Source organism: Paracoccus xiamenensis (genome assembly GCF_011308835.1).
Taxonomy (GTDB): Bacteria; Pseudomonadota; Alphaproteobacteria; order Rhodobacterales; family Rhodobacteraceae; genus Paracoccus; species Paracoccus xiamenensis.
In genome coordinates, this window is record NZ_JAAOHY010000008.1 from 77,984 (window position 1) to 95,453 (window position 17,470).

Genomic DNA, 17,470 nt, shown 5'->3' on the forward strand with positions numbered 1-17,470 from the left:
CGAGGGGCGGCAGGCTTTGGGGTCTTGCGGTGGGTGGATCGCGAAGCGGCATGCCGCCTCGCGATCTGTGGGATCACTCGCCCAGCGTATCCGGATCGATCTTGTCGTAAAGGTTCTCGCGCAGGATCGCGGCGACAGCCTCGGGGTCGGTGCGGTCGACGTCCTTCAGCAGGCCTTTCCACTTTGCTTCAAGTTCCAGGAACTGTTCAATCAGCGCGGTCGGGTCGTCGATCTGCCGCTCTGACATTTCCTGTTCGGGCAGCTTCTCCATCAGGTCTGTCTGGAACTCGTTCAGCTTGGTGACCAGTTCGGGCGCCGGATCGCTGACGGTCAGCCCCCGCTCGGTCGAGCCTTGAAGCGCGTTCTGCACACCGACGTGATAGGCGACCTGCTGGCGGGCGATCCCGGTTGCCATGTGGTCCATCAGCATCTTGCGCTGATCGGTGCTCAGCCCGGCCCAGAACGGCTTGCTGGCGACATAGGTGGCGCCAACCACGACGCCCATCGGCAATTTGTTGACCGAACGGGCGACCTCCCAGAACTTGTTGCCCTTGTCGAGATTGGTCGGGTCCGACATCGTGCAGTCGATCGAGCCGCGTTCCAGGCCCGAATAGACGTCACCGATGGGGACCGATACCGGCACGGCGCCAAGCGCCTCGACCCAGCTGGCCTGTGCGCCGCCGGCGGTGCGGATCTTCAGGCCGACCGCGCTTTCGGGCGAGGTGATCTCCTTCACGCAGATGAAATGATAGACCGGCGTCGAATAGCCGCCGAGGAAGATCCCGCCGTTCTTCGACCATTCGGCGCGCAGCTGTTCGTTCGTCAGCCCCATTTCGGTCCAGGCGAAGGCGGCCGCGATGTCATCGTCCGACACGAAGGCCGCGTCATTGACCACGTTGCTCAGCGGAAGTTCCGACGGCGTATAGCCCGGATAGACGACGCCCAGATGGGCGACGCCATCGGCAATTCCCTGCATCGTATTCGCGGCTGGCAGCAGCGAGCCGCCCGAATAGACCTCGAACTCGATTGCGCCGTCGGACGCGGTGGCAATATCCGTTGCGAACATCTGATAGGGGAATTCGTTCAGGATATGGGCCGGCGCCATCCAGTTGCTGGCCTGATAGGTTTCCGCGGCAAGCGGCGCGGCCGCCAAAGCCAGTGCGGTCGTGGCAGCGATGTTGATTGCTGTCTTCATGTTCGTTCTCCTCCCTCTCATTGGCACATTCGTGCTTCCTTCGGGTCGGTGGACGCCACCGACCCGCATCCGATGTCAGCCAGACGGCATCGTTGCGATGACGGAATCGCGCTTGCTGACCTTGGCAAACCAGTCCTTCAGCTTTGGATGCGTCGCGCGCCAATCCTTGTCGGGGAACCGGAAGTCGAGATAGCCAAGCACGCTTGCCGCCGCGATTGCCCCGGCATGGAAGGGCCCGGTCAGGTCGTCGAACCAGTAGCCTTCCAGATCGTCCAGCCCGCTATCCACCTTGGCCATCTGGCCGGCATACCAGTCTTCCCAGCGAAGCTCTGCCGGGCGCATCACGTCTTCGTAGCGGCACAGCAGGCAGGCATCCAGAATGGCGTCGCCAAGCGCCTCCAGCGTCAGGATGCGGATGCGCGAGGCGGTGTCGCCGTAAAGCGATGCGCCCGGCGCCCCCATATGGTCTATAAGCTGGCAGATCACCCGGCTGTCGAAGACCGGCGTGTCGTCCTTTGTCAATGCGCAGGGCACCTTGCCGGTCGAATTGTGCCGGACGATGTTCATGTCGCGCTTGACCGGACCCGCTGCCGACGCAAGCAGTTCGATCTGGTCGATGACGCCGCGTTCATGCGCGGCGATCATCACCTTGCGGACATAGGGGGATGCGGGGGAATGAAATAGCCTGATGGTCACGTCTTGTCCTCTTGCTGATCCTTGTCGTCCGCGCGGCGCGCATAGGCGTCCGGCGTCCGGTTGAGTTCGCGAAGCAGGTATTCCTGCGCGAAGATGATGTGCTCGCGCATGATGCTGGCGGCGCGTTCGCCGTCGCCCGCTGCCAGCGCCGCGACGATGCGGTGATGGTCGTCATGCGAGCGGTGGATGATGTCCCAGTGTTCCCACAGCACGATCCGGTCGGAACTGAGCGGCACATTCTGCAGGCGTGCGACAAAGTCCATGATCCAGGGTGAATGCGCGGCCTGCTGGATCAACTGATGAATGCGCACGTTCATGTCGCGATAGGGGGCGTGGCTTTCAGGGCGCAGCGTGCCGCCCTGCAAAAGCCGATCCCCAAGCGCGACAAGGGACTGGAGTTCGGACAGGTCTTCGGCCGAGATGCGGGTGGCGGCCAGCTTGCAGGCCAGTGCCTCGAGTTCAGCGCGGACAAGGACGGAATCGCGGATCTGGGTGGGCGAGAATTCGCGAACGCGATAGCCCCGATTGCTTTCATAGCTCACGAGGCCCGAATGGGTCAGCGCAAGCAATGCCGCCCGCAGGGGTGTCCGCGAAATGCCAAGCTGCTGTGCCAGGCTGACCTGGTGCAACCTTTCGCCGGGCGCGATTTCGCCGCGCAGAATCGCTTCCCGAACGCGCGCTGTCGCGACCTCTGTCGTGGTGGTGCCGTCGTCGCTGTCGCTCATATCTCACCCCATGGTTTGGACACATTATGCGCGGCGATTTGCAACTTATCTAGCAAAAATTGATGAAAGAGGAAAAATAAGTTGCTCGAGCAACTAAAATGGATACATTAATGAAAAGCTGAGGGAGGGAATCATGTTCAGGCGCTGTTTGATTACGGGTGCGGCGGGCGGCATCGGTCGGGCGATCGTGTCGCGTCTTGCGCAGGAAGGCTTTGCAATCACCGCAGCCGACCTGAAACCTGCGCAGGCCGAATCCGCGCTTGATGGCGTGCCGGGCGAAGGCCATCGCGCCATCGCGCTTGACGTGTCCGACGAGGCCGCGGTCAAGGCGGCTTTTGCCGATGATGCCGTAGATTGCGTTGTCGCGGCGGCGGGGATCCTGCTGTTTGCACCCAGCGGTGACCGGCCCGCGCTGACGGATATCTCGCTTTCGGATTGGGAGCTGACGCAGCGGATCAACTCCACCGGCACCTTCCTTCTGTTGCGCGAATATCTGCGGGCGGCGACCAGAAGCCCGGTCGATGACGGGCGGTTTGTCGGCTTTTCCTCGGTCGCGGCGCAGCTTGGCGGCTACCGGTCGAGCGCGGCCTATATCGCCTCGAAGGGCGCGGTCACCAGCCTGATCAAGGCCGGCGCACGAGAGGCCGCGGCACTGGGCATTACCGTCAACGCCGTGGCGCCCGGCCTGATCGACGCGCCGATGTTGCGCCAGTCGCTGTCGCCCGAAAACGACGCCGCCGTGTCCGCGGCGATCCCGCTGGGACGGATCGGGACGCCCGCCGACGTCGCCGGATCGGTCGCGTTCCTGCTGGGCCGGGATGCGGGCTACATCACCGGCTCGGTGATCGACGTCAACGGCGGCTACCGGATGCAATAGCAGCCGCGAAACGAGGGAGGAGAAAGCAGATGGTAAGAATCGTCGCTATGCTGACAATCGCCATGGCGTGGATCGCCGGGCTGGCCGTCGCGCTGATGATGTTCCATGTCGTCGCGGACGTGGTCGGAAAATACTTCTTCAGCGCACCGATCCCCAGCACGGCCGAGATTGTCGCCAACTACTACATGATCGCGACCGTCTTCCTGAGCCTCGCCTATATCGAGGCCAAGAACTCTGCCATCTCGGTCGAACTGATCTACGAAATGGTCGGCCCGCGCTTTCAGGCGTTCATGGTCAAGCTGGGCCAGGTCGTCACGCTGATCTTCTACGCCGGCCTCGGCTGGTTTTCCTGGGACATGGCAAAACGCGCCTTCGACGTGAACGAGACCGTCGACGGCATTTGGCGCGTCGTGATCTGGCCCGCGAAATTCATGTTGCCGCTGGGTTTGGGCATCGCTTGCCTGGTTCTGCTGATCCGCATTTTCAGCCGGGACGATGTGAAACTGGCCGATGACGGCCCCGACGCGCTGATCGACTGAGGAGGCTGTCATGGAACGCATCGAAATCGGATTTGCAGGCATCGCCATCCTTCTGGGGCTGATCGGCTTGCGCGTGCCCATCGGTGCCGCAATGGGCGGCACGGCCTTTGTCGGCATCTGGGCGATGATGGGGTGGAACCCCGCAGTCGGGATCAGCAAGGCCATTCCCTTCACGCTGATCGGCGACTGGAATCTTTCCGCGATCCCGATGTTCCTGCTGATGGGCTTCATCGCGGTCGGCGCGGGCCTGACCAAGGGCCTGTTCGGCGCGGCGCGGGTGTTTCTGTACTGGATCCCCGGCGGGCTTGCGTCATCGACTGTTGTCGCGAGCGCGCTTTTCGCCTCGGCCTCTGGCTCATCCGTTGCATCTGCCGCGGCATTTTCGCGGATCGCGGTGCCGGAAATGCTGGAATCGCGCTATCAGGCCGGGCTTGCCACCGGTTCGGTGGCGGCGGCGGGCACGCTTGGTGCGCTGATCCCGCCGAGCGTGCTGATGATCGTCTATGGCATGTTGCTGGACACCTCGATCAGCAGCCTGTTCATCGCCGGGATCATTCCGGGCATCCTGACGGCGCTGATGTTCATCCTGCTGATCACCGTGCGCTGCATGCTGAACCCGTCGCTGGCCCCGCGCGTCAAGATCGAGGTTTCCTCGGCCGAAAAGCTTGCCCTGATCGCGGATGCCTGGCCGCTTCCGGTCCTGATCCTCGGCGTGGTGGGCGGCATCTTCGCAGGCGTCTTTACCGCCACCGAGGCCGGGGCAGTGGGGGCCTTCCTCGCCTTCGTGCTGGCGCTGATCCGGGGACGGATAAATCGGCACATGCTTGGCCGGGCGCTGCGTGAAACCGCGTCGGGCACGGCCGAGATCTTCATGGTGGTTCTTGGGGCCGCACTGTTTGCCCGTTTCGTGGCGCTGGCGACGCTGCCGAACTTCCTGATCAACTCGTTCGAGGGCTATTCGACGCTGACGGTGCTGCTGATGATCTGCGCCCTCTTCCTGGTGCTGGGCGCGTTTCTGGAAAGCATCTCGATCATGCTGCTTTGCCTGCCGGTCCTCGGGCCGCTGCTGATGGCGCATGACGTGAACCTGATCTGGTTCGGCGTGCTGACCATCAAGCTGCTGGAAATCGGCCTCGTGACCCCGCCGATGGGCATGAACGTCTTCGTCATCAAATCGGCACTGGGCGGAGAGGTTTCCTTGTCCCAGATCTTCAAGGGCGCATCCTGGTTCATCTTCATCGACATGGTGACGCTTGGCCTGCTGATCGCCTTCCCGATCCTGAGCCTTTGGCTGCCCAACCTGATGAGCGGCGGCTGACCATCCACAAAACCAGAACGATTTAGCGGAGGAGAAACGCATGTCGAAATTCATCAAGAACGCCCTGACCACAACGGCGCTGAGCCTTGGTCTTTGCGCAGGCGTCGCGCAGGCCGACACCTATATGGCGACGAACTGGATGGCGCCCAGCCATATCCTGAACGAATTCGCCTATGTGCCCTATGTCGCCGATATCAGCGCCGCGACCGATGGCGCGGTTGAATTCGAGATCTATTCATCCGGCTCGCTGGTTCCGGCGCCGACAACGCTCAGCGCCGTTGGCGACGGCGTGGCGCAGCTGGGCATCGTCGCGGCATCCTATACGCCGTCCGAACTGCCGCTGTCGGGCATGATCAACGACATGGCGTTCACCGCGCGCGATGCCTTCGCCACCGCCTTCGCCCTGACCGAACTGGGGCTGACCAACCAGAAGCTGGTCGAGGAATATGGCAAGCATAACACCGTCTTTCTGGGCGGCTATTCGACCCCGACCTATGTCATGATGTGCATGAAAGACGTGACCGATCTGGCCGGGCTGAACGGCACCAAGGTCCGCACGGCCGGCACGGCGCAGAATGAATGGATCGGCTCTATCAGCGGCGTGCCGGTCGCCGTTCCGATGACCGATGCCTATTCCGGGCTGGAACGCGGTTCGATCGACTGCATGCTGTCGGACCCGACCAACCTTGGCAAAGGCTATATGTTCTGGGAGGTCGTCAAGTCGATCACGACGCTGGAACAGGGCACCTCGCTTGGTGCGACCTATGTCTATAACAAGGATTTCTGGGCCGGGCTGACGCCTGAACAACGCCGCGCCATTCTTGATGCGACGGCAACGGGGCTGGCCCGTTCGCAGGTGAACTATGCCGAGAACGTGGAATCCGGTCTTGCCGGTGCGCAGGAACGCGGCATCACCCTGAACGAGCCGTCCGAGGATCTGGTGGCAGCCCTTGCCGATTTCCGCGCCAAGATGGTCGAGGGCCTGCCCGCCCGCACTGCATCGGAACGCGGGATCGACGACCCCAGCGATGTTCTGGCCGAATATGTCGCGCTGGAAGAAAAGTGGTTCAACCTGCTGCAGGATGTGGACCGCAGCGACACCGAAGCAGTGGCCCAACTGGTCCGCGACGAGCTTTTCTCGAAAATCGACGAAAACAGCTACGGGCTGAACTGATCCTGCAGGATCGAGCTTAGGAGATATGGCGCATGACCGATGCCAAGACAAAAACCGCAATTGTAACCGGGGCCGGCGGCGGCATCGGTCGCGCCATTGCCCGCAGGCTTGCCCATGACGGCTTTGCCGTGATCGTCGCCGATCGGGCGCAAGGCCCGGCGGATGAGACTGTCGCCCTGATCCAGGCGGAGGGCCGTCAGGCCCGCGCCGAAGTGCTGGACATTACCGATGAAGCCGCCACGCAGGCGCTGATCGACGGCGCCGATGATCTGCGCGTTCTGGTCAACAATGCGGGCATCTTCGATGTGAAGGAATTCGACAAGCTGACCGCCGACGATTTCCGCCGCATGTACGAAGTGAACCTGGTCGCCATGGCCACGCTGTGCCAGCAGGCCGCCCGCGTCATGCCCGAGGAAAGCCGGATCGTGAACCTCGCCTCTCGCGCGGCCTTCGGGGCGCGCAACTATGCGCATTACGTCGCCTCCAAGGCGGGGGTGGCGGGGCTGACCAAGGCGCTTTCGCTGGAACTCGCGCCCAAGCAGATCACCGTGAATGCCGTCGCGCCGGGCGTGATCGAGACGGACATGCTGAAGGCGCGCAGCGACTCGCTGGCGGACATGAAGGCGCAGCAGCCGACAGGCAGGCTCGGCTCGCCCGAGGATATCGCCCATGCCGTCGCCTTCTTCGCCCATCCGCAGGCGAGCTTTGTCACCGGGCAGGTCCTGATCGTCGATGGCGGCCGCTCTGTCGGCGGCACGGCCGCATTTTAGGGAGAGCGTGATGACTGGACAGATTTGCGATCTGCGCGGCCGCTCGGCTGTTGTCACCGGGGCCGCGCAGGGGATCGGCCTTGCCATTACGGATGCGCTGCGCGACGCAGGTGCGAAGGTCGTGGCGGTCGATATGCAGGCAGAGGGGCTGGCCCAGCTGACCGCCACCCGCCCGGATGTGGTCGCCGTCACCGGCGATGTCACCGATCCGGGCCTGACGGACATGCTGGATGCGGCGCTGGATGGCGGGCACCCGGATATCCTGATCAACAATGCCGGCGTCGCACGCGGTGCCCATGCGCTGGAAACCAGCGATGAGGATCTGCAACGCTATTTCGACATCAACGTGTTGTCCGTGTTCCGTCTTTCGCGATGGGCCGCCGGGCTGATGGCGAAGGCCGGCGGCGGCGCAATCGTGAACACGGCTTCGATCTTCGGGCAGATCGGCGCGCAGAACAGCGCCGGCTATTCGACCTCGAAGGCGGCGGTGATCGGGATGACGCGGCAGATGGCCAATGATTTCGGCCCCTCCGGCATCCGCATCAACGCGGTGGCACCCGGACTGATCGAGACCCCCCTGACCGCCGAACGCATCCGCACGGAGGTGTGGCGCCGTCAGGTCATGATCGAACAGGCGCCCTTGCGCCGTCCCGGCACCGCCGAAGATGTGGCGAAGGTGGTGCGCTTTCTTGCCTCGGACGAGGCCAGCTTCATCACCGGCCAGATCCTTGCCGTTGATGGTGGTTGGGCCATGGGCCGATATCCCCGTCAGGAACCCATCAATGCGTGAGACGACCCTGCCGGAAAGCTGTGACCTGCTGGTCGTCGGCTCGGGCGCTGCGGGCATGACCGCTGCGATCACCGCCGCGAAACGAGGGCTCAGGCCCGTGATCGTCGAGAAGTCCGAATATTTCGGCGGCTCGACCGCGGTGTCGGGTGGCGCGATCTGGATACCGGCCAACCCGATGATGCTTGCCGCCGGGATGAAGGACGACCCCGCCGCCGCCCGCCGATATATCGCCCATGAATCCGGGAACCGCTTTCGAGGCGATCTTGTCGACGCCTTCCTGAACGAGGGGCCGGAGGCGATCAGCTTCCTGCATGAAAACACCGCGTTGCAGTTCACGCATCGCGCGTTTTCGCCTGACTATCACCCAGAGGAAGATGGCGCGGCTGAAGGTGGCCGGGTGCTGGACGCGCTGGATTATGACGGTCGCGGGCTTGGGGACGATCTTGCCGATCTGCGGCCGCCGATCCCGGAATTTACCATCCTTGGCGGGATGCAGCTGAGCAGGCCGGATATCTACCACTTCCTGCGCATGACCCGATCGGCGAAGTCCGCCATCTTCGCTGCGCGGTCCATCTTGCGTTACGGTTGGGACCGGGCCACGCTTGGCCGCTCTGGCCGGCTGGTGCTTGGTGCGGCCGTCGCCGGGCGGTTGGCGCAGACGGTTTTCGACATGAAGATCCCGCTGCTGTTGCGGCACGAACTGCTGTCACTGGAAGCAGACGACGACGGGCGTGTCACGGGCGCGAAGCTGCAGACGCCGGATGGCAGCAAACGGGTTCAGTCGCGTCATGGCGTGGTGCTGGCAAGCGGCGGGTTTGCGCAGAATGCCGACCGGCGCGCGGAGGTCTTCCCGCATGTCCAGCAGGGATTGCCACATTATTCGATGACGCCGGGCCCGAATACCGGGGGCGGTATCGCCGCCGCCGAAGCGGTTGGCGCGGCTTTCGTCCCGACCAATTCCAATGCCGCTTTCTGGGCGCCGGTGTCGCTTCTGCCGCAGGCGGATGGCGGGGTGCGGCCATTCCCGCACCTGTTCCTTGACCGCGCCAAGCCCGGCGTGATCGCCGTCGGCCATGACGGAAAGCGCTTCGTGAACGAGGCTGTCAGCTATCACGATTTCGTCCAGGGGCTGATCGCCAAGATGCAGGCCGAGGGGCGCAAATCAGCCTGGCTGGTTGCCGATCATCGGGCGCTGCGCCGCTATGGCCTTGGTGCCGTGCCCGCCTTTCCGGGTGCCTACCGCAAGCATCTGGCCAGCGGATACCTCAAGCAGGGGCAGACGCCAGAGGCGTTGGCGGCGTCTTGCGGGATTGATGCAACTGCTTTTGCCCAAACGGTTGCCAGCTTCAACACCGATGCGCAGGCGGGTTCTGACAAGGCCTTCGGCAAGGGGGCGACCAGCTATCAGACCTATCTCGGCGATGCCGAGAACAAGCCAAATCCATGCCTGCGGCCTTTGGAGGGGCGCCTTTACGCGATCGAGATTTATCCCGGCGATATCGGCACTTCGATGGGGTTGGACATTGATGCGAACGGGCGTGTCAGACGCGGCGACGGCAGCGTGATCGCGGGGCTATATGCCTGCGGGAACGACATAAACTCGATCATGGCGGGGGCATATCCGGGGGCGGGCATCACCCTTGGCCCCGCGCTGACATTCGGTTATATCGTCGGTAAGGCCGCGTCTGAGGCGGCGATCAGTCCCGGTTGAGCGGTCCAGTTCGGCTGCTTAGCGCCAGGTGTTTGATGCCGTGTTGCGGCCCAACCCGCTGGGTTGGGCGCAGAATTGTGCCTGCGCCCCGCATGATCTGAAACGGCTTCCTGAAAAATTCTGCGTGCGATGTCGGAAACTGCGCGGCAGGTTCGTCTTCAGGATAGAGCGGCTTGAGGACAACCGAAGAACGCTGCTCGGATCCGCTGCCGATGGGTAGCCAACAGGAACCGTAACGCAAGGAACGCAGATATGCCCAACACCGTCCGACTGCATCGCGTCATCGCGACCAGACCTGAAAAGGTTTACCGTGCCTTCGTCGAAGCCGATGCCATCGCCAGCTGGCTTCCGCCCTTTGGTTTTCTCTGCACCGTCCACGAATTGGACGCCAGGTTAGGCGGAAAACACCGGATGTCATTTCGGAACTTCACGACCGGCCAAAGCCACGCTTTCGGCGGCGAGTATCTGGAACTCATCCCGGGCGAGCGGCTCGTCTACACCGACCGCTTCGATGACCCCAATCTGCCCGGCGAGATGAAGGTAACCGTCACGCTGAAGGCGGTTTCGGTCGGCACGGAAATGTCGATTGAACAGGCGGGCATCCCTGATCTGATCCCGCTGGAGGGCTGCTATCTCGGCTGGCAGGAGAGCCTGCGCAAGCTGGCGAAACTGGTCGAGCCGGAAATCACTCAGTGACGGCCCGCTAGAACAGGGGGATGACCATGTGCGCCGCGGCGGCGAGTTGACCGTTGCACGACATCGCCAACAAGCGTGCTTGGAATTTCACGCCGTTCTTTTCATTCCGCAGCGAATGATGGGTGTCTCGACAAGCGGGTAGGCATCGGTTAGGCCACCGCCCAGAATTTCGGGCAGGCAGAATCAGTTCCACCAACTCGGGAAGATTGCGCTGTCTCGGTGTTCGATGAGCTGGAACCTCAAAAACTTGTTTCGGCGCTATTCCGACGAAATCAAGCGCGGATTCATCCGGCGCGGTCACGGCGTCGATGAGGCTGCCGATCTCACACAGGATGTGTTTCTGCGCTTGATCAAGGCCGAAGTTAAGGCGGATCTGGTCAATCCCGGCGCATATCTGCATCAGATCGCCAGAAACCTGTCCATCGACAGTCGCCGCAGCGCGCAATACGCCCATATTGTCGACAGCCCGTCGGAAGTGGTCGAGGCAATCGCCGACCCAAGCCCGGGGCAGGATGCGAACTTGCTTTATCGCCAGCGGATGCGGACCATCGAAAAGGCGCTTCTGGATTTGCCGGTGACGACCCGGCGCGCCTTTGAGCTTTACCAGCTTGAGGGCATGACCATGAGTCAGACAGCAGAAGCGATCGGTCTGTCGGTCTCGCGGACCTGGACGCTGGTCCAGCGTGCCTACAAGGCGCTGCGCGAAGCTCTGGACGATGCCGATGCGCTCATGCCATCAAGCGGGGCAGAGAAATGAACATGCGTCCGAAATCAGCCAACGACCGCCGGCGCAGGATTTCGGATTGCGATGTCGGAGCATGGGTTTCGTGACCAGTGAAATGACAGACGAGGATCAGCTGTATCACGAGGCATTCGACCTGCTGATGCATCTGCGTGGCGATCCCGGAAACCAGGTTCTGCACGACCGTGCCGACAAGTGGCGGGCACTGGGACCCGCCCATCAGCGGGTTTGGAGCAGGGCCGCCGGTATCGACTTCATGTCGCGCCAGATCGTGCGCGCGCGTCATCCACAGCCTGTCGAAAAGCGGCGATTGTCGCGCCGATCCGTTTTTCTGGGCGGTGCCGCAGCTACACTTGCCGCAGCTTCCGCAGCCATTGCCCTGCCGCCGCTTCTGTTGCGCGCCAGGGCCGACCACCTGACAGCCAGCGGCGAGATGCAAAATCTGCGGCTTGCGGATGGCAGCACTGTCACGCTTGGCCCTGACAGTGCGATCCGCACCAAGTTCGGCGATACCAGCAGGCAGGTCGAGCTGCTGAAGGGCATGGCATATTTCGATGTGGCGCCCGATGCTGCAAAGCCTTTCAGGGTATCCGCTGGTCCGGTTTCGATCAGCGTCCTTGGGACATCTTTTGATCTGAGCATGGATGCCGGCATCGTATCCCTCGCCGTGGATCACGGCGTGGTTGAGGCTGTGTCCCGCGACATGAATGATCCGCAGCGCCTGATGGCAGGCGACTGGATTTCCGTTGAAGAAGGGACCGGGGAAATCAACCGCGGCAAGCGCGATACCAGCTTGGTCGCGTCCTGGCGCCATGGCACCCTTCTGGTCGAGAATGAAACGGTGGCGGCGGTGGTCGACCGCATTGCACGCTGGCAGCGGGCGCATGTCGTGATCGCTGACCCCGCATTAGGAAGTCGGCGGGTCAGCGGGGTCTATAACCTCGATCAACCAGAATCCGCCCTGAAAGCGGTGATCGCGCCTTACGGTGGCAATTTGCGCCGCCTGTCGCCCTGGGCGCTGATCATCTCGCGCCGCTGAAAACTAAAAAACTAAGAAATTTTGCCTGAGGGCAGAAAATCGACCGACCGGCTTCGTCTTAATGGACATAGCCGTCAGCGAATCCGTTGTAGCCAGATCTGAAAATGAATGAATGAAGGAGCCGAGGAGGGCATGAGCCTAACCGGACGACTACGTATTGATTCCCTGATGGGACGGAAGATCGCAATTGCCACGATGGCGGCGACGACATGCTTGACGGGTGTCTCGATGATCGCCACGGCCGCGTACGCCCAGACAAGTCAAGCCTTGACCGTGGATATTCCAGCCGGTCCGCTGCCCGCCGCGCTTGAACGTCTGGGTCAGCAGACCGGTCTGCAGATCAGCTATGTACCAGGCATTGCATCCGGCAAAACGACGGGCGGAGTCAGCGGAACATTCAGTCCCGAAGCGGCCATTCGGCGGCTGCTGGCAGGCACTGGGCTTGGGTATTCGCTGCTTGACGGCATCGTGACGATCCGCGCGACCTCGTCCCGGTCGGTCGTGCCCGGGGCGGTCTCAGCTGATGCGATCTTGCTGGAGCCGATCACTCTGTCGGCGCAAGCAGGAGCGGCTGCCGTATATGAGGCGCCGCGTTCATCGGTCTATATTTCGCAGGAACAGCTTGATCGCGTCGGGCGGTCCTCGGCGACGGACATCCTTCGCGGACAACCGGGCGTTCAGGTTGGTGACGGTCGCAACGGCGGCGGCGTAGATGTGAACATCCGCGGTGTGCAGGGGCAGGGCCGGGTCGCTGTGACCGTCGACGGCTCGCAGCAATCGCTGAACGTCTATCGTGGTTACGCCGGAACCCAGATTCGCAGCTATATCGATCCGGACATGATCAGCGAAGTCACGATCAACAAGGGCACGACGATTGATCCCGGCACTGCGGGCGCGATTGGCGGCAGCGTCAATATGACCACCTTGCGCGCCGAAGATATCCTGCAACCCGGAAAGAAATGGGGCCTCCGGCTGCGGGGCGAACTGCAGAACAACGGTATCGCACCGCCCTACCGTGGCGAACGCCAAGTCAAAAGTAATCGCGAGCTACATGCGATGCCTGGCAGCGATCGCGGCAATATCCTCAACTCGGACAGCAAATCGGGCAGCATTGCCGCGGCATTTGCTGGTGACAACTGGGACTTTGTCGGGGCTTACTCGCGGCGCGAGCAGGGCAACTATGTCGCAGGCACCGAAGGTCGTGACAAGTACCGCAGATTCACCATCGACTATAAAGGCGACCCCTACGAGGAAAACTCTGTCGCCCGGGTTTTCGAGGAAGGTGAAGAGGTCCTCAACTCGTCCTCCGAGACGGAATCCGTTCTGCTGAAGGGCAACTATCAACCGGCGCCGGGCCATAAGATCGAACTGAGCTATCGCTATTTCGATGGACAATATGGCGATGTCATGCCGTCGACGATCTACCGTTTGGGCACGGCAGGGATCATGCAATATCCGCTCAGCTCGGTAGAGATGAACTCTGCCACGCTGCGCTATGAATACGATCCGGCCGGGAACGACCTGATCAACCTTTCGGCAAAGCTGTGGGTGACAGACAGCAAAAGCGATCAGATCAGCCTTGTGAAAGGCCCGGCTTCGTTGAACTTCGACGGTCAGTATGACTGGGCACCTTACCGCAATACGCGCATTGGACTGGATGTCATTAACCGTTCGGAATTTGCGACGGCGGCGGGCGAGTTCACGCTGGATCTGGGCGCAGCATTCCAGCACGAGAATCTCGAGCCGAAGGATTGGGTCGTAATCACGGATGACGACCGCGCGAAGATGAACATCATGCGCGACGCCTATCGTTGGGAGGCGAATGTCAGCGGCCGGCTGGAATATCGTCCGAATGACCGGCTGTCGCTCTGGGGCGGGCTGCAATACAGCAAAGGCCGCACGCAGGACCGCAACGAGACGGCGGTCGAGCGGATGGGTGTGGTCACTTCGACCGGCGAAAAGATGAGCAATCGCAGCAGCGGCTTGGCCCCGTCGATTGGCGTCAAATACAACTTCGCGCCCGACACCTTCGTTTACGCGACCTACAAGGAAGCGATCCGTATTCCGTCACTGTTCGATACGACGATGGGCACGCTGCAAAACACGCCGACCGATGGGTTGAAACCGGAGCGGTCAAAAACCTTCGAGGTTGGCGCCAGCGCGGCAAAAGACAACCTGTTCGGAACCAGCGTTGGCGGCGCCTTCAAGCTGGCCTATTTCGACACCGAGATCGAGAACTACATCACGCGCTACTTCGACGAACTTAACTTCGGGCGAATGCTGATGACCAATGCCGACAGCTTCTCGACCCGAGGGCTGGAGCTGCAGTCAAAGCTCGATAACGGCCGTTTCTTCGCGGATCTGTCGGTGACGCATTATCTGGCCATCGAAACCTGTGATGCGGACTATGCACAGCATCTTCGCGACACGGCATCCAGCTGGCAGCAGACCGCGGACACCCCGAACTGCACCGCCGGCAGCTTCATGGGTTCCTACACGAACACGCAAAACCCGCCGAAAACCGCAGTAAACCTGACGGTGGGGACGCGCCTGCGGGATGAAAGACTGACCCTTGGTGGCCGGATGAGCTATACTTCCGGACCGACGGAAACTCTTGACGAACCCTGGAACACGGCGCGGACCACCGACCAGTTGAAGTACCAGCCCGTCGCGATCTTTGATGCGTTCATGAGCTATGAGTTGCGCGACAGCGCGGTGTTCAATGCATCGGTGTCCAACATCACGGATCGCTACTATCTCGACCCGCTGGCGCAGAGCTACATGCCGGCGCCGGGCCGGACCTTCCGCGCCGCGCTGACCATGAAGTTCTGATATAGGCTCCGGCGCTGGATTTATGATCTGGCGCCGGAGACCTCAGCAGAGATTGAACCTTCTTCCTGAGCTGGAAATACCGCAATGACCCAGATAACGCCCCTGGCGCCGCCGCAGGCGGCCCTTGATCGTTCGGCGATGCTTCGCCAAGAGACACGCACCGCGCACAAGGGTGTGGATGATGCCATTATGGAAAGTGGCGCACTGGATAGCCCGCAGAACTACATGTGTTTTGTGCGGTTCCAGCACCAGTTGATGCTGGATTTGGAGCCGCTGTATCGTCGCGCGGATCTGCAGCAGATCATTCCCGATCTGCCGCAGCGCAGCCGTCTTGCAGCGGTCGAGAGCGACGCCGCCTATCTGGAGATCGATCTGCCAGAAAGCTACGCGAACAGCTTGGACCTGTCCGGGATTTCCATCCCCGAGGCGCTCGGCTGGCTTTACGTCAGCGAAGGATCCAACCTTGGCGCGGCCTTCCTTGCAAAAGCGGTGCTGGCGCATGAAATGACGGGTGACGCCGGGGCTGCCCATCTTGCCGCGCCGCCCGTCGGGCGTGCAGCCCATTGGCGTGGCTTCACGACGGCACTCAATGCCGTGAAACAATCGACGGATGAGGAGCGCAGCACCATTGACGGGGCACGCAACGCGTTCGCCCATGTGCGGGTCTTGATCGGCACCCACCTGCCGGGGTGACGCGCCGCCCGTTTACCCCTCGTTCAGAACGCGAAGCTGCGGGACGGGTGGGGGGCACGGGTCGGCGAGGCTCTATGCAGCGCGCGCCGTTCCATCGGCGCCGCTACCAGTCGCATCACGATCCTGGCAGCGGAGAGCCGTCAGGAGAATCGGTTGACTGTTGGTATATTTAAACCTATCAAGTGGTATATACCAACTGGGTAGGGCAAAACGTGCCACAGTATTTGACCATCGCAGCCGACCTTGAGGCCCGGATCAGTTCCGGCCAGATCCGAGAGGGTGAGCGGCTGAAGTCTGAACGTGATCTTGCCGAGGCGACGGGTGTCAGCCGGATGACCGCGCGGCGCGCGATCCAGGAGTTGGTCGCGAAAGGTGTCGTCGAAGCGCGCGGTGGCAGCGGCCATTATGTCCGGCGCGCGCAGATTCAGCAGCGCCTGACCAGCCTGACCAGCTTTACCGAGGAAATCGAAAGCCAGGGGCGGACCAGTTCCAGTCTTGTCGTGCTCAGCGAAACCGAGGCGGCCGATGAAGAGGTGCGCGCGGCGCTGGGTCTGGCTGAAGCGGCGCAGGTTCACCGGCTGGTTCGCGTGCGCTTGGCGGATGCCGAACCCGTCGCGCTGGAGACGACGTTTCTGAACGCCGCAATGATGCCCGGCCTGATCGACCAGATCGACTTTGCGCAGACCTCGCTTTACCGGCATATCCGCGACGCCTACGGAATCGTTCCCACCAAGGCAGAGCAGAGCCTGAAAGCGACGCTGGCCGATCGCAAGACGGCCACGCTTCTGAAGATCTCGGTGGGCGACCCAATCCTTAATATTCGCCGACTGACCCGCGACGGAAACGGGAATGCCTTCGAATTCGTCCGCTCATCCTATCGCGCGGATCTGTTTGAAATCAAAGCCGAACTTAATCTCAATCCGGAACCGAAGCCATGACCCTTACCGATGAATATTTCGACCAGATTGCGCAACGGCTGAGCGCGGCGCGGCAAACCACCAGCGAGGCGTCGGCGCGTGCCGTTCAGGCCATCGTCGAAGCTGCGCGGAATGACGGGCGGGTCTATGTCTTTGGCACCGGCCATTCGCATGTCATGGCGGAAGAGGTCCATTATCGCGCCGGTGGGTTGGCCGTGACCGTGCCGGTGCTTGCCGGCCCGATCATGGTACATGAAGGCGCGGTTGCCGGGACAGTTTACGAACGCACGACCGGCATCGCCGCGCCGATTCTGGAACGCTATGGCATCGGGTCGAACGACGTGATGATCGTCGTTTCCAACTCTGGCATCAATGCCGCCCCGGTCGAGGCTGCGCGTTTTGGCAAGGCTGCGGGTGCCGTGGTTATCGCCTTGACCTCTATCGCCTATTCGACGGCCGCCGCCGCTGCGGCGGACGGGCGCACGCGGATTGCCGACATCGCGGACATCGTTCTGGACAACGGTTCCCCGCCCGGTGACGCCGTTCTGTCGGTGCCCGGATCAGAGCTGAAGGTCGCACCGGTCTCGACCGTGATCGGTGCCGTGATCCTGAATGCGATCTTCGCCGAAGTCTCGGCCGCACTGGCGCAGGATGGGGATGCGCCCATCTATCGCAGCGCCAACATGCCCGGCGCAAGCGAACACAATGCCCGTCTGGTCAGCAAGTACCGGGCGCGAAATCCACATCTTTGACACG

The 17,470-nt window shown here is 62.1% G+C and carries 17 protein-coding genes; 14 read left to right on the forward strand and 3 right to left on the reverse strand.

The annotated features are described in order from the left end of the window. Window positions 1-73 precede the first annotated feature (73 nt). The 3 genes from G7044_RS15080 to G7044_RS15090 form a co-directional block, all read right to left on the reverse strand. On the reverse strand, window positions 74-1,195 hold the full coding sequence (locus G7044_RS15080) for a C4-dicarboxylate TRAP transporter substrate-binding protein (protein WP_166330335.1): 1,122 nt from the start codon (window positions 1,193-1,195) through the stop codon (window positions 74-76). Between the two features lie 75 nt (window positions 1,196-1,270). Further along, window positions 1,271-1,891 carry a glutathione S-transferase family protein gene (locus G7044_RS15085; RefSeq protein WP_166330337.1) on the reverse strand — a complete coding sequence of 207 codons (621 nt, stop codon included), beginning with the start codon at window positions 1,889-1,891 and terminating at the stop codon, window positions 1,271-1,273. Further along, on the reverse strand, window positions 1,888-2,616 hold the full coding sequence (locus G7044_RS15090; RefSeq protein ID WP_166330339.1) for a GntR family transcriptional regulator: 729 nt from the start codon (window positions 2,614-2,616) through the stop codon (window positions 1,888-1,890). Before G7044_RS15090 ends, G7044_RS15085 begins: the two co-directional genes overlap by 4 nt. A gap of 133 nt (window positions 2,617-2,749) precedes the next feature. Here G7044_RS15090 and G7044_RS15095 point away from each other — a divergent pair, with 133 nt between their 5' ends. The 14 genes from G7044_RS15095 (at window position 2,750) to G7044_RS15160 (ending at window position 17,466) form a co-directional block, all read left to right on the forward strand. After that, window positions 2,750-3,493, forward strand: a complete 744-nt coding sequence (locus G7044_RS15095; protein ID WP_166330341.1) for an SDR family NAD(P)-dependent oxidoreductase — start codon at window positions 2,750-2,752, stop codon at window positions 3,491-3,493. 29 nt (window positions 3,494-3,522) lie between these two features. Next, window positions 3,523-4,032, forward strand: a complete 510-nt coding sequence (locus G7044_RS15100; RefSeq protein ID WP_166330343.1) for a TRAP transporter small permease subunit — start codon at window positions 3,523-3,525, stop codon at window positions 4,030-4,032. Window positions 4,033-4,042: 10 nt separating this feature from the next. After that, the gene (locus G7044_RS15105) at window positions 4,043-5,350 is read left to right on the forward strand and encodes a TRAP transporter large permease (protein WP_166330345.1); all 1,308 of its coding nucleotides are present in this window, start codon (window positions 4,043-4,045) and stop codon (window positions 5,348-5,350) included. Window positions 5,351-5,390: 40 nt separating this feature from the next. Beyond that, window positions 5,391-6,524 carry a C4-dicarboxylate TRAP transporter substrate-binding protein gene (locus G7044_RS15110; protein WP_166330347.1) on the forward strand — a complete coding sequence of 378 codons (1,134 nt, stop codon included), beginning with the start codon at window positions 5,391-5,393 and terminating at the stop codon, window positions 6,522-6,524. Window positions 6,525-6,556: 32 nt separating this feature from the next. Beyond that, window positions 6,557-7,294: an SDR family NAD(P)-dependent oxidoreductase gene (locus tag G7044_RS15115; protein ID WP_166330349.1), complete on the forward strand. Its 738-nt coding sequence runs from the start codon at window positions 6,557-6,559 to the stop codon at window positions 7,292-7,294. 10 nt (window positions 7,295-7,304) lie between these two features. Next, window positions 7,305-8,084: an SDR family NAD(P)-dependent oxidoreductase gene (locus tag G7044_RS15120; RefSeq protein ID WP_166330351.1), complete on the forward strand. Its 780-nt coding sequence runs from the start codon at window positions 7,305-7,307 to the stop codon at window positions 8,082-8,084. After that, window positions 8,077-9,795 (forward strand): FAD-dependent oxidoreductase, encoded by a 1,719-nt coding sequence (locus tag G7044_RS15125; protein WP_166330353.1) that lies wholly within the window; start codon window positions 8,077-8,079, stop codon window positions 9,793-9,795. Before G7044_RS15120 ends, G7044_RS15125 begins: the two co-directional genes overlap by 8 nt. A 252-nt stretch (window positions 9,796-10,047) precedes the next feature. Then, window positions 10,048-10,491: an SRPBCC family protein gene (locus G7044_RS15130; RefSeq protein WP_166330354.1), complete on the forward strand. Its 444-nt coding sequence runs from the start codon at window positions 10,048-10,050 to the stop codon at window positions 10,489-10,491. 226 nt (window positions 10,492-10,717) lie between these two features. Continuing rightward, complete coding sequence (locus G7044_RS15135) at window positions 10,718-11,248, forward strand: RNA polymerase sigma factor (protein ID WP_166330356.1); 531 nt, start codon at window positions 10,718-10,720, stop codon at window positions 11,246-11,248. Window positions 11,249-11,318: 70 nt separating this feature from the next. Then, complete coding sequence (locus G7044_RS18075) at window positions 11,319-12,272, forward strand: FecR family protein (protein WP_166330358.1); 954 nt, start codon at window positions 11,319-11,321, stop codon at window positions 12,270-12,272. Between the two features lie 132 nt (window positions 12,273-12,404). Beyond that, complete coding sequence (locus G7044_RS15145; protein ID WP_166330359.1) at window positions 12,405-15,104, forward strand: TonB-dependent receptor; 2,700 nt, start codon at window positions 12,405-12,407, stop codon at window positions 15,102-15,104. An 84-nt stretch (window positions 15,105-15,188) separates the two neighbouring features. Further along, a complete protein-coding gene (locus G7044_RS15150; protein ID WP_166330361.1) occupies window positions 15,189-15,797 on the forward strand; it encodes a biliverdin-producing heme oxygenase in 609 nt (202 codons plus the stop codon). 212 nt (window positions 15,798-16,009) lie between these two features. Next, window positions 16,010-16,735 carry a GntR family transcriptional regulator gene (locus tag G7044_RS15155; protein WP_166330363.1) on the forward strand — a complete coding sequence of 242 codons (726 nt, stop codon included), beginning with the start codon at window positions 16,010-16,012 and terminating at the stop codon, window positions 16,733-16,735. Continuing rightward, window positions 16,732-17,466: an SIS domain-containing protein gene (locus G7044_RS15160; protein WP_166330365.1), complete on the forward strand. Its 735-nt coding sequence runs from the start codon at window positions 16,732-16,734 to the stop codon at window positions 17,464-17,466. The genes G7044_RS15155 and G7044_RS15160 overlap by 4 nt, the downstream gene beginning before the upstream one ends. The last annotated feature ends 4 nt before the right edge of the window (window positions 17,467-17,470 follow it).

Bases quoted from the DNA above. Each gene is read 5' to 3' on its own strand.
- G7044_RS15160 (WP_166330365.1), top strand. From the start codon at position 16,732: ATGACCCTTACCGATGAATATTTCGACCAGATTGCGCAACGGCTGAGC.
- G7044_RS15145 (WP_166330359.1), top strand. From the start codon at position 12,405: ATGAGCCTAACCGGACGACTACGTATTGATTCCCTGATGGGACGGAAG.
- G7044_RS15090 (WP_166330339.1), bottom strand. From the start codon at position 2,616: ATGAGCGACAGCGACGACGGCACCACCACGACAGAGGTCGCGACAGCG.
- G7044_RS15100 (WP_166330343.1), top strand. From the start codon at position 3,523: ATGGTAAGAATCGTCGCTATGCTGACAATCGCCATGGCGTGGATCGCC.
- G7044_RS15110 (WP_166330347.1), top strand. From the start codon at position 5,391: ATGTCGAAATTCATCAAGAACGCCCTGACCACAACGGCGCTGAGCCTT.
- G7044_RS15130 (WP_166330354.1), top strand. From the start codon at position 10,048: ATGCCCAACACCGTCCGACTGCATCGCGTCATCGCGACCAGACCTGAA.
- G7044_RS15120 (WP_166330351.1), top strand. From the start codon at position 7,305: ATGACTGGACAGATTTGCGATCTGCGCGGCCGCTCGGCTGTTGTCACC.
- G7044_RS15105 (WP_166330345.1), top strand. From the start codon at position 4,043: ATGGAACGCATCGAAATCGGATTTGCAGGCATCGCCATCCTTCTGGGG.
- G7044_RS15125 (WP_166330353.1), top strand. From the start codon at position 8,077: ATGCGTGAGACGACCCTGCCGGAAAGCTGTGACCTGCTGGTCGTCGGC.
- G7044_RS15150 (WP_166330361.1), top strand. From the start codon at position 15,189: ATGACCCAGATAACGCCCCTGGCGCCGCCGCAGGCGGCCCTTGATCGT.
- G7044_RS15080 (WP_166330335.1), bottom strand. From the start codon at position 1,195: ATGAAGACAGCAATCAACATCGCTGCCACGACCGCACTGGCTTTGGCG.
- G7044_RS15135 (WP_166330356.1), top strand. From the start codon at position 10,718: ATGAGCTGGAACCTCAAAAACTTGTTTCGGCGCTATTCCGACGAAATC.
- G7044_RS15115 (WP_166330349.1), top strand. From the start codon at position 6,557: ATGACCGATGCCAAGACAAAAACCGCAATTGTAACCGGGGCCGGCGGC.
- G7044_RS15095 (WP_166330341.1), top strand. From the start codon at position 2,750: ATGTTCAGGCGCTGTTTGATTACGGGTGCGGCGGGCGGCATCGGTCGG.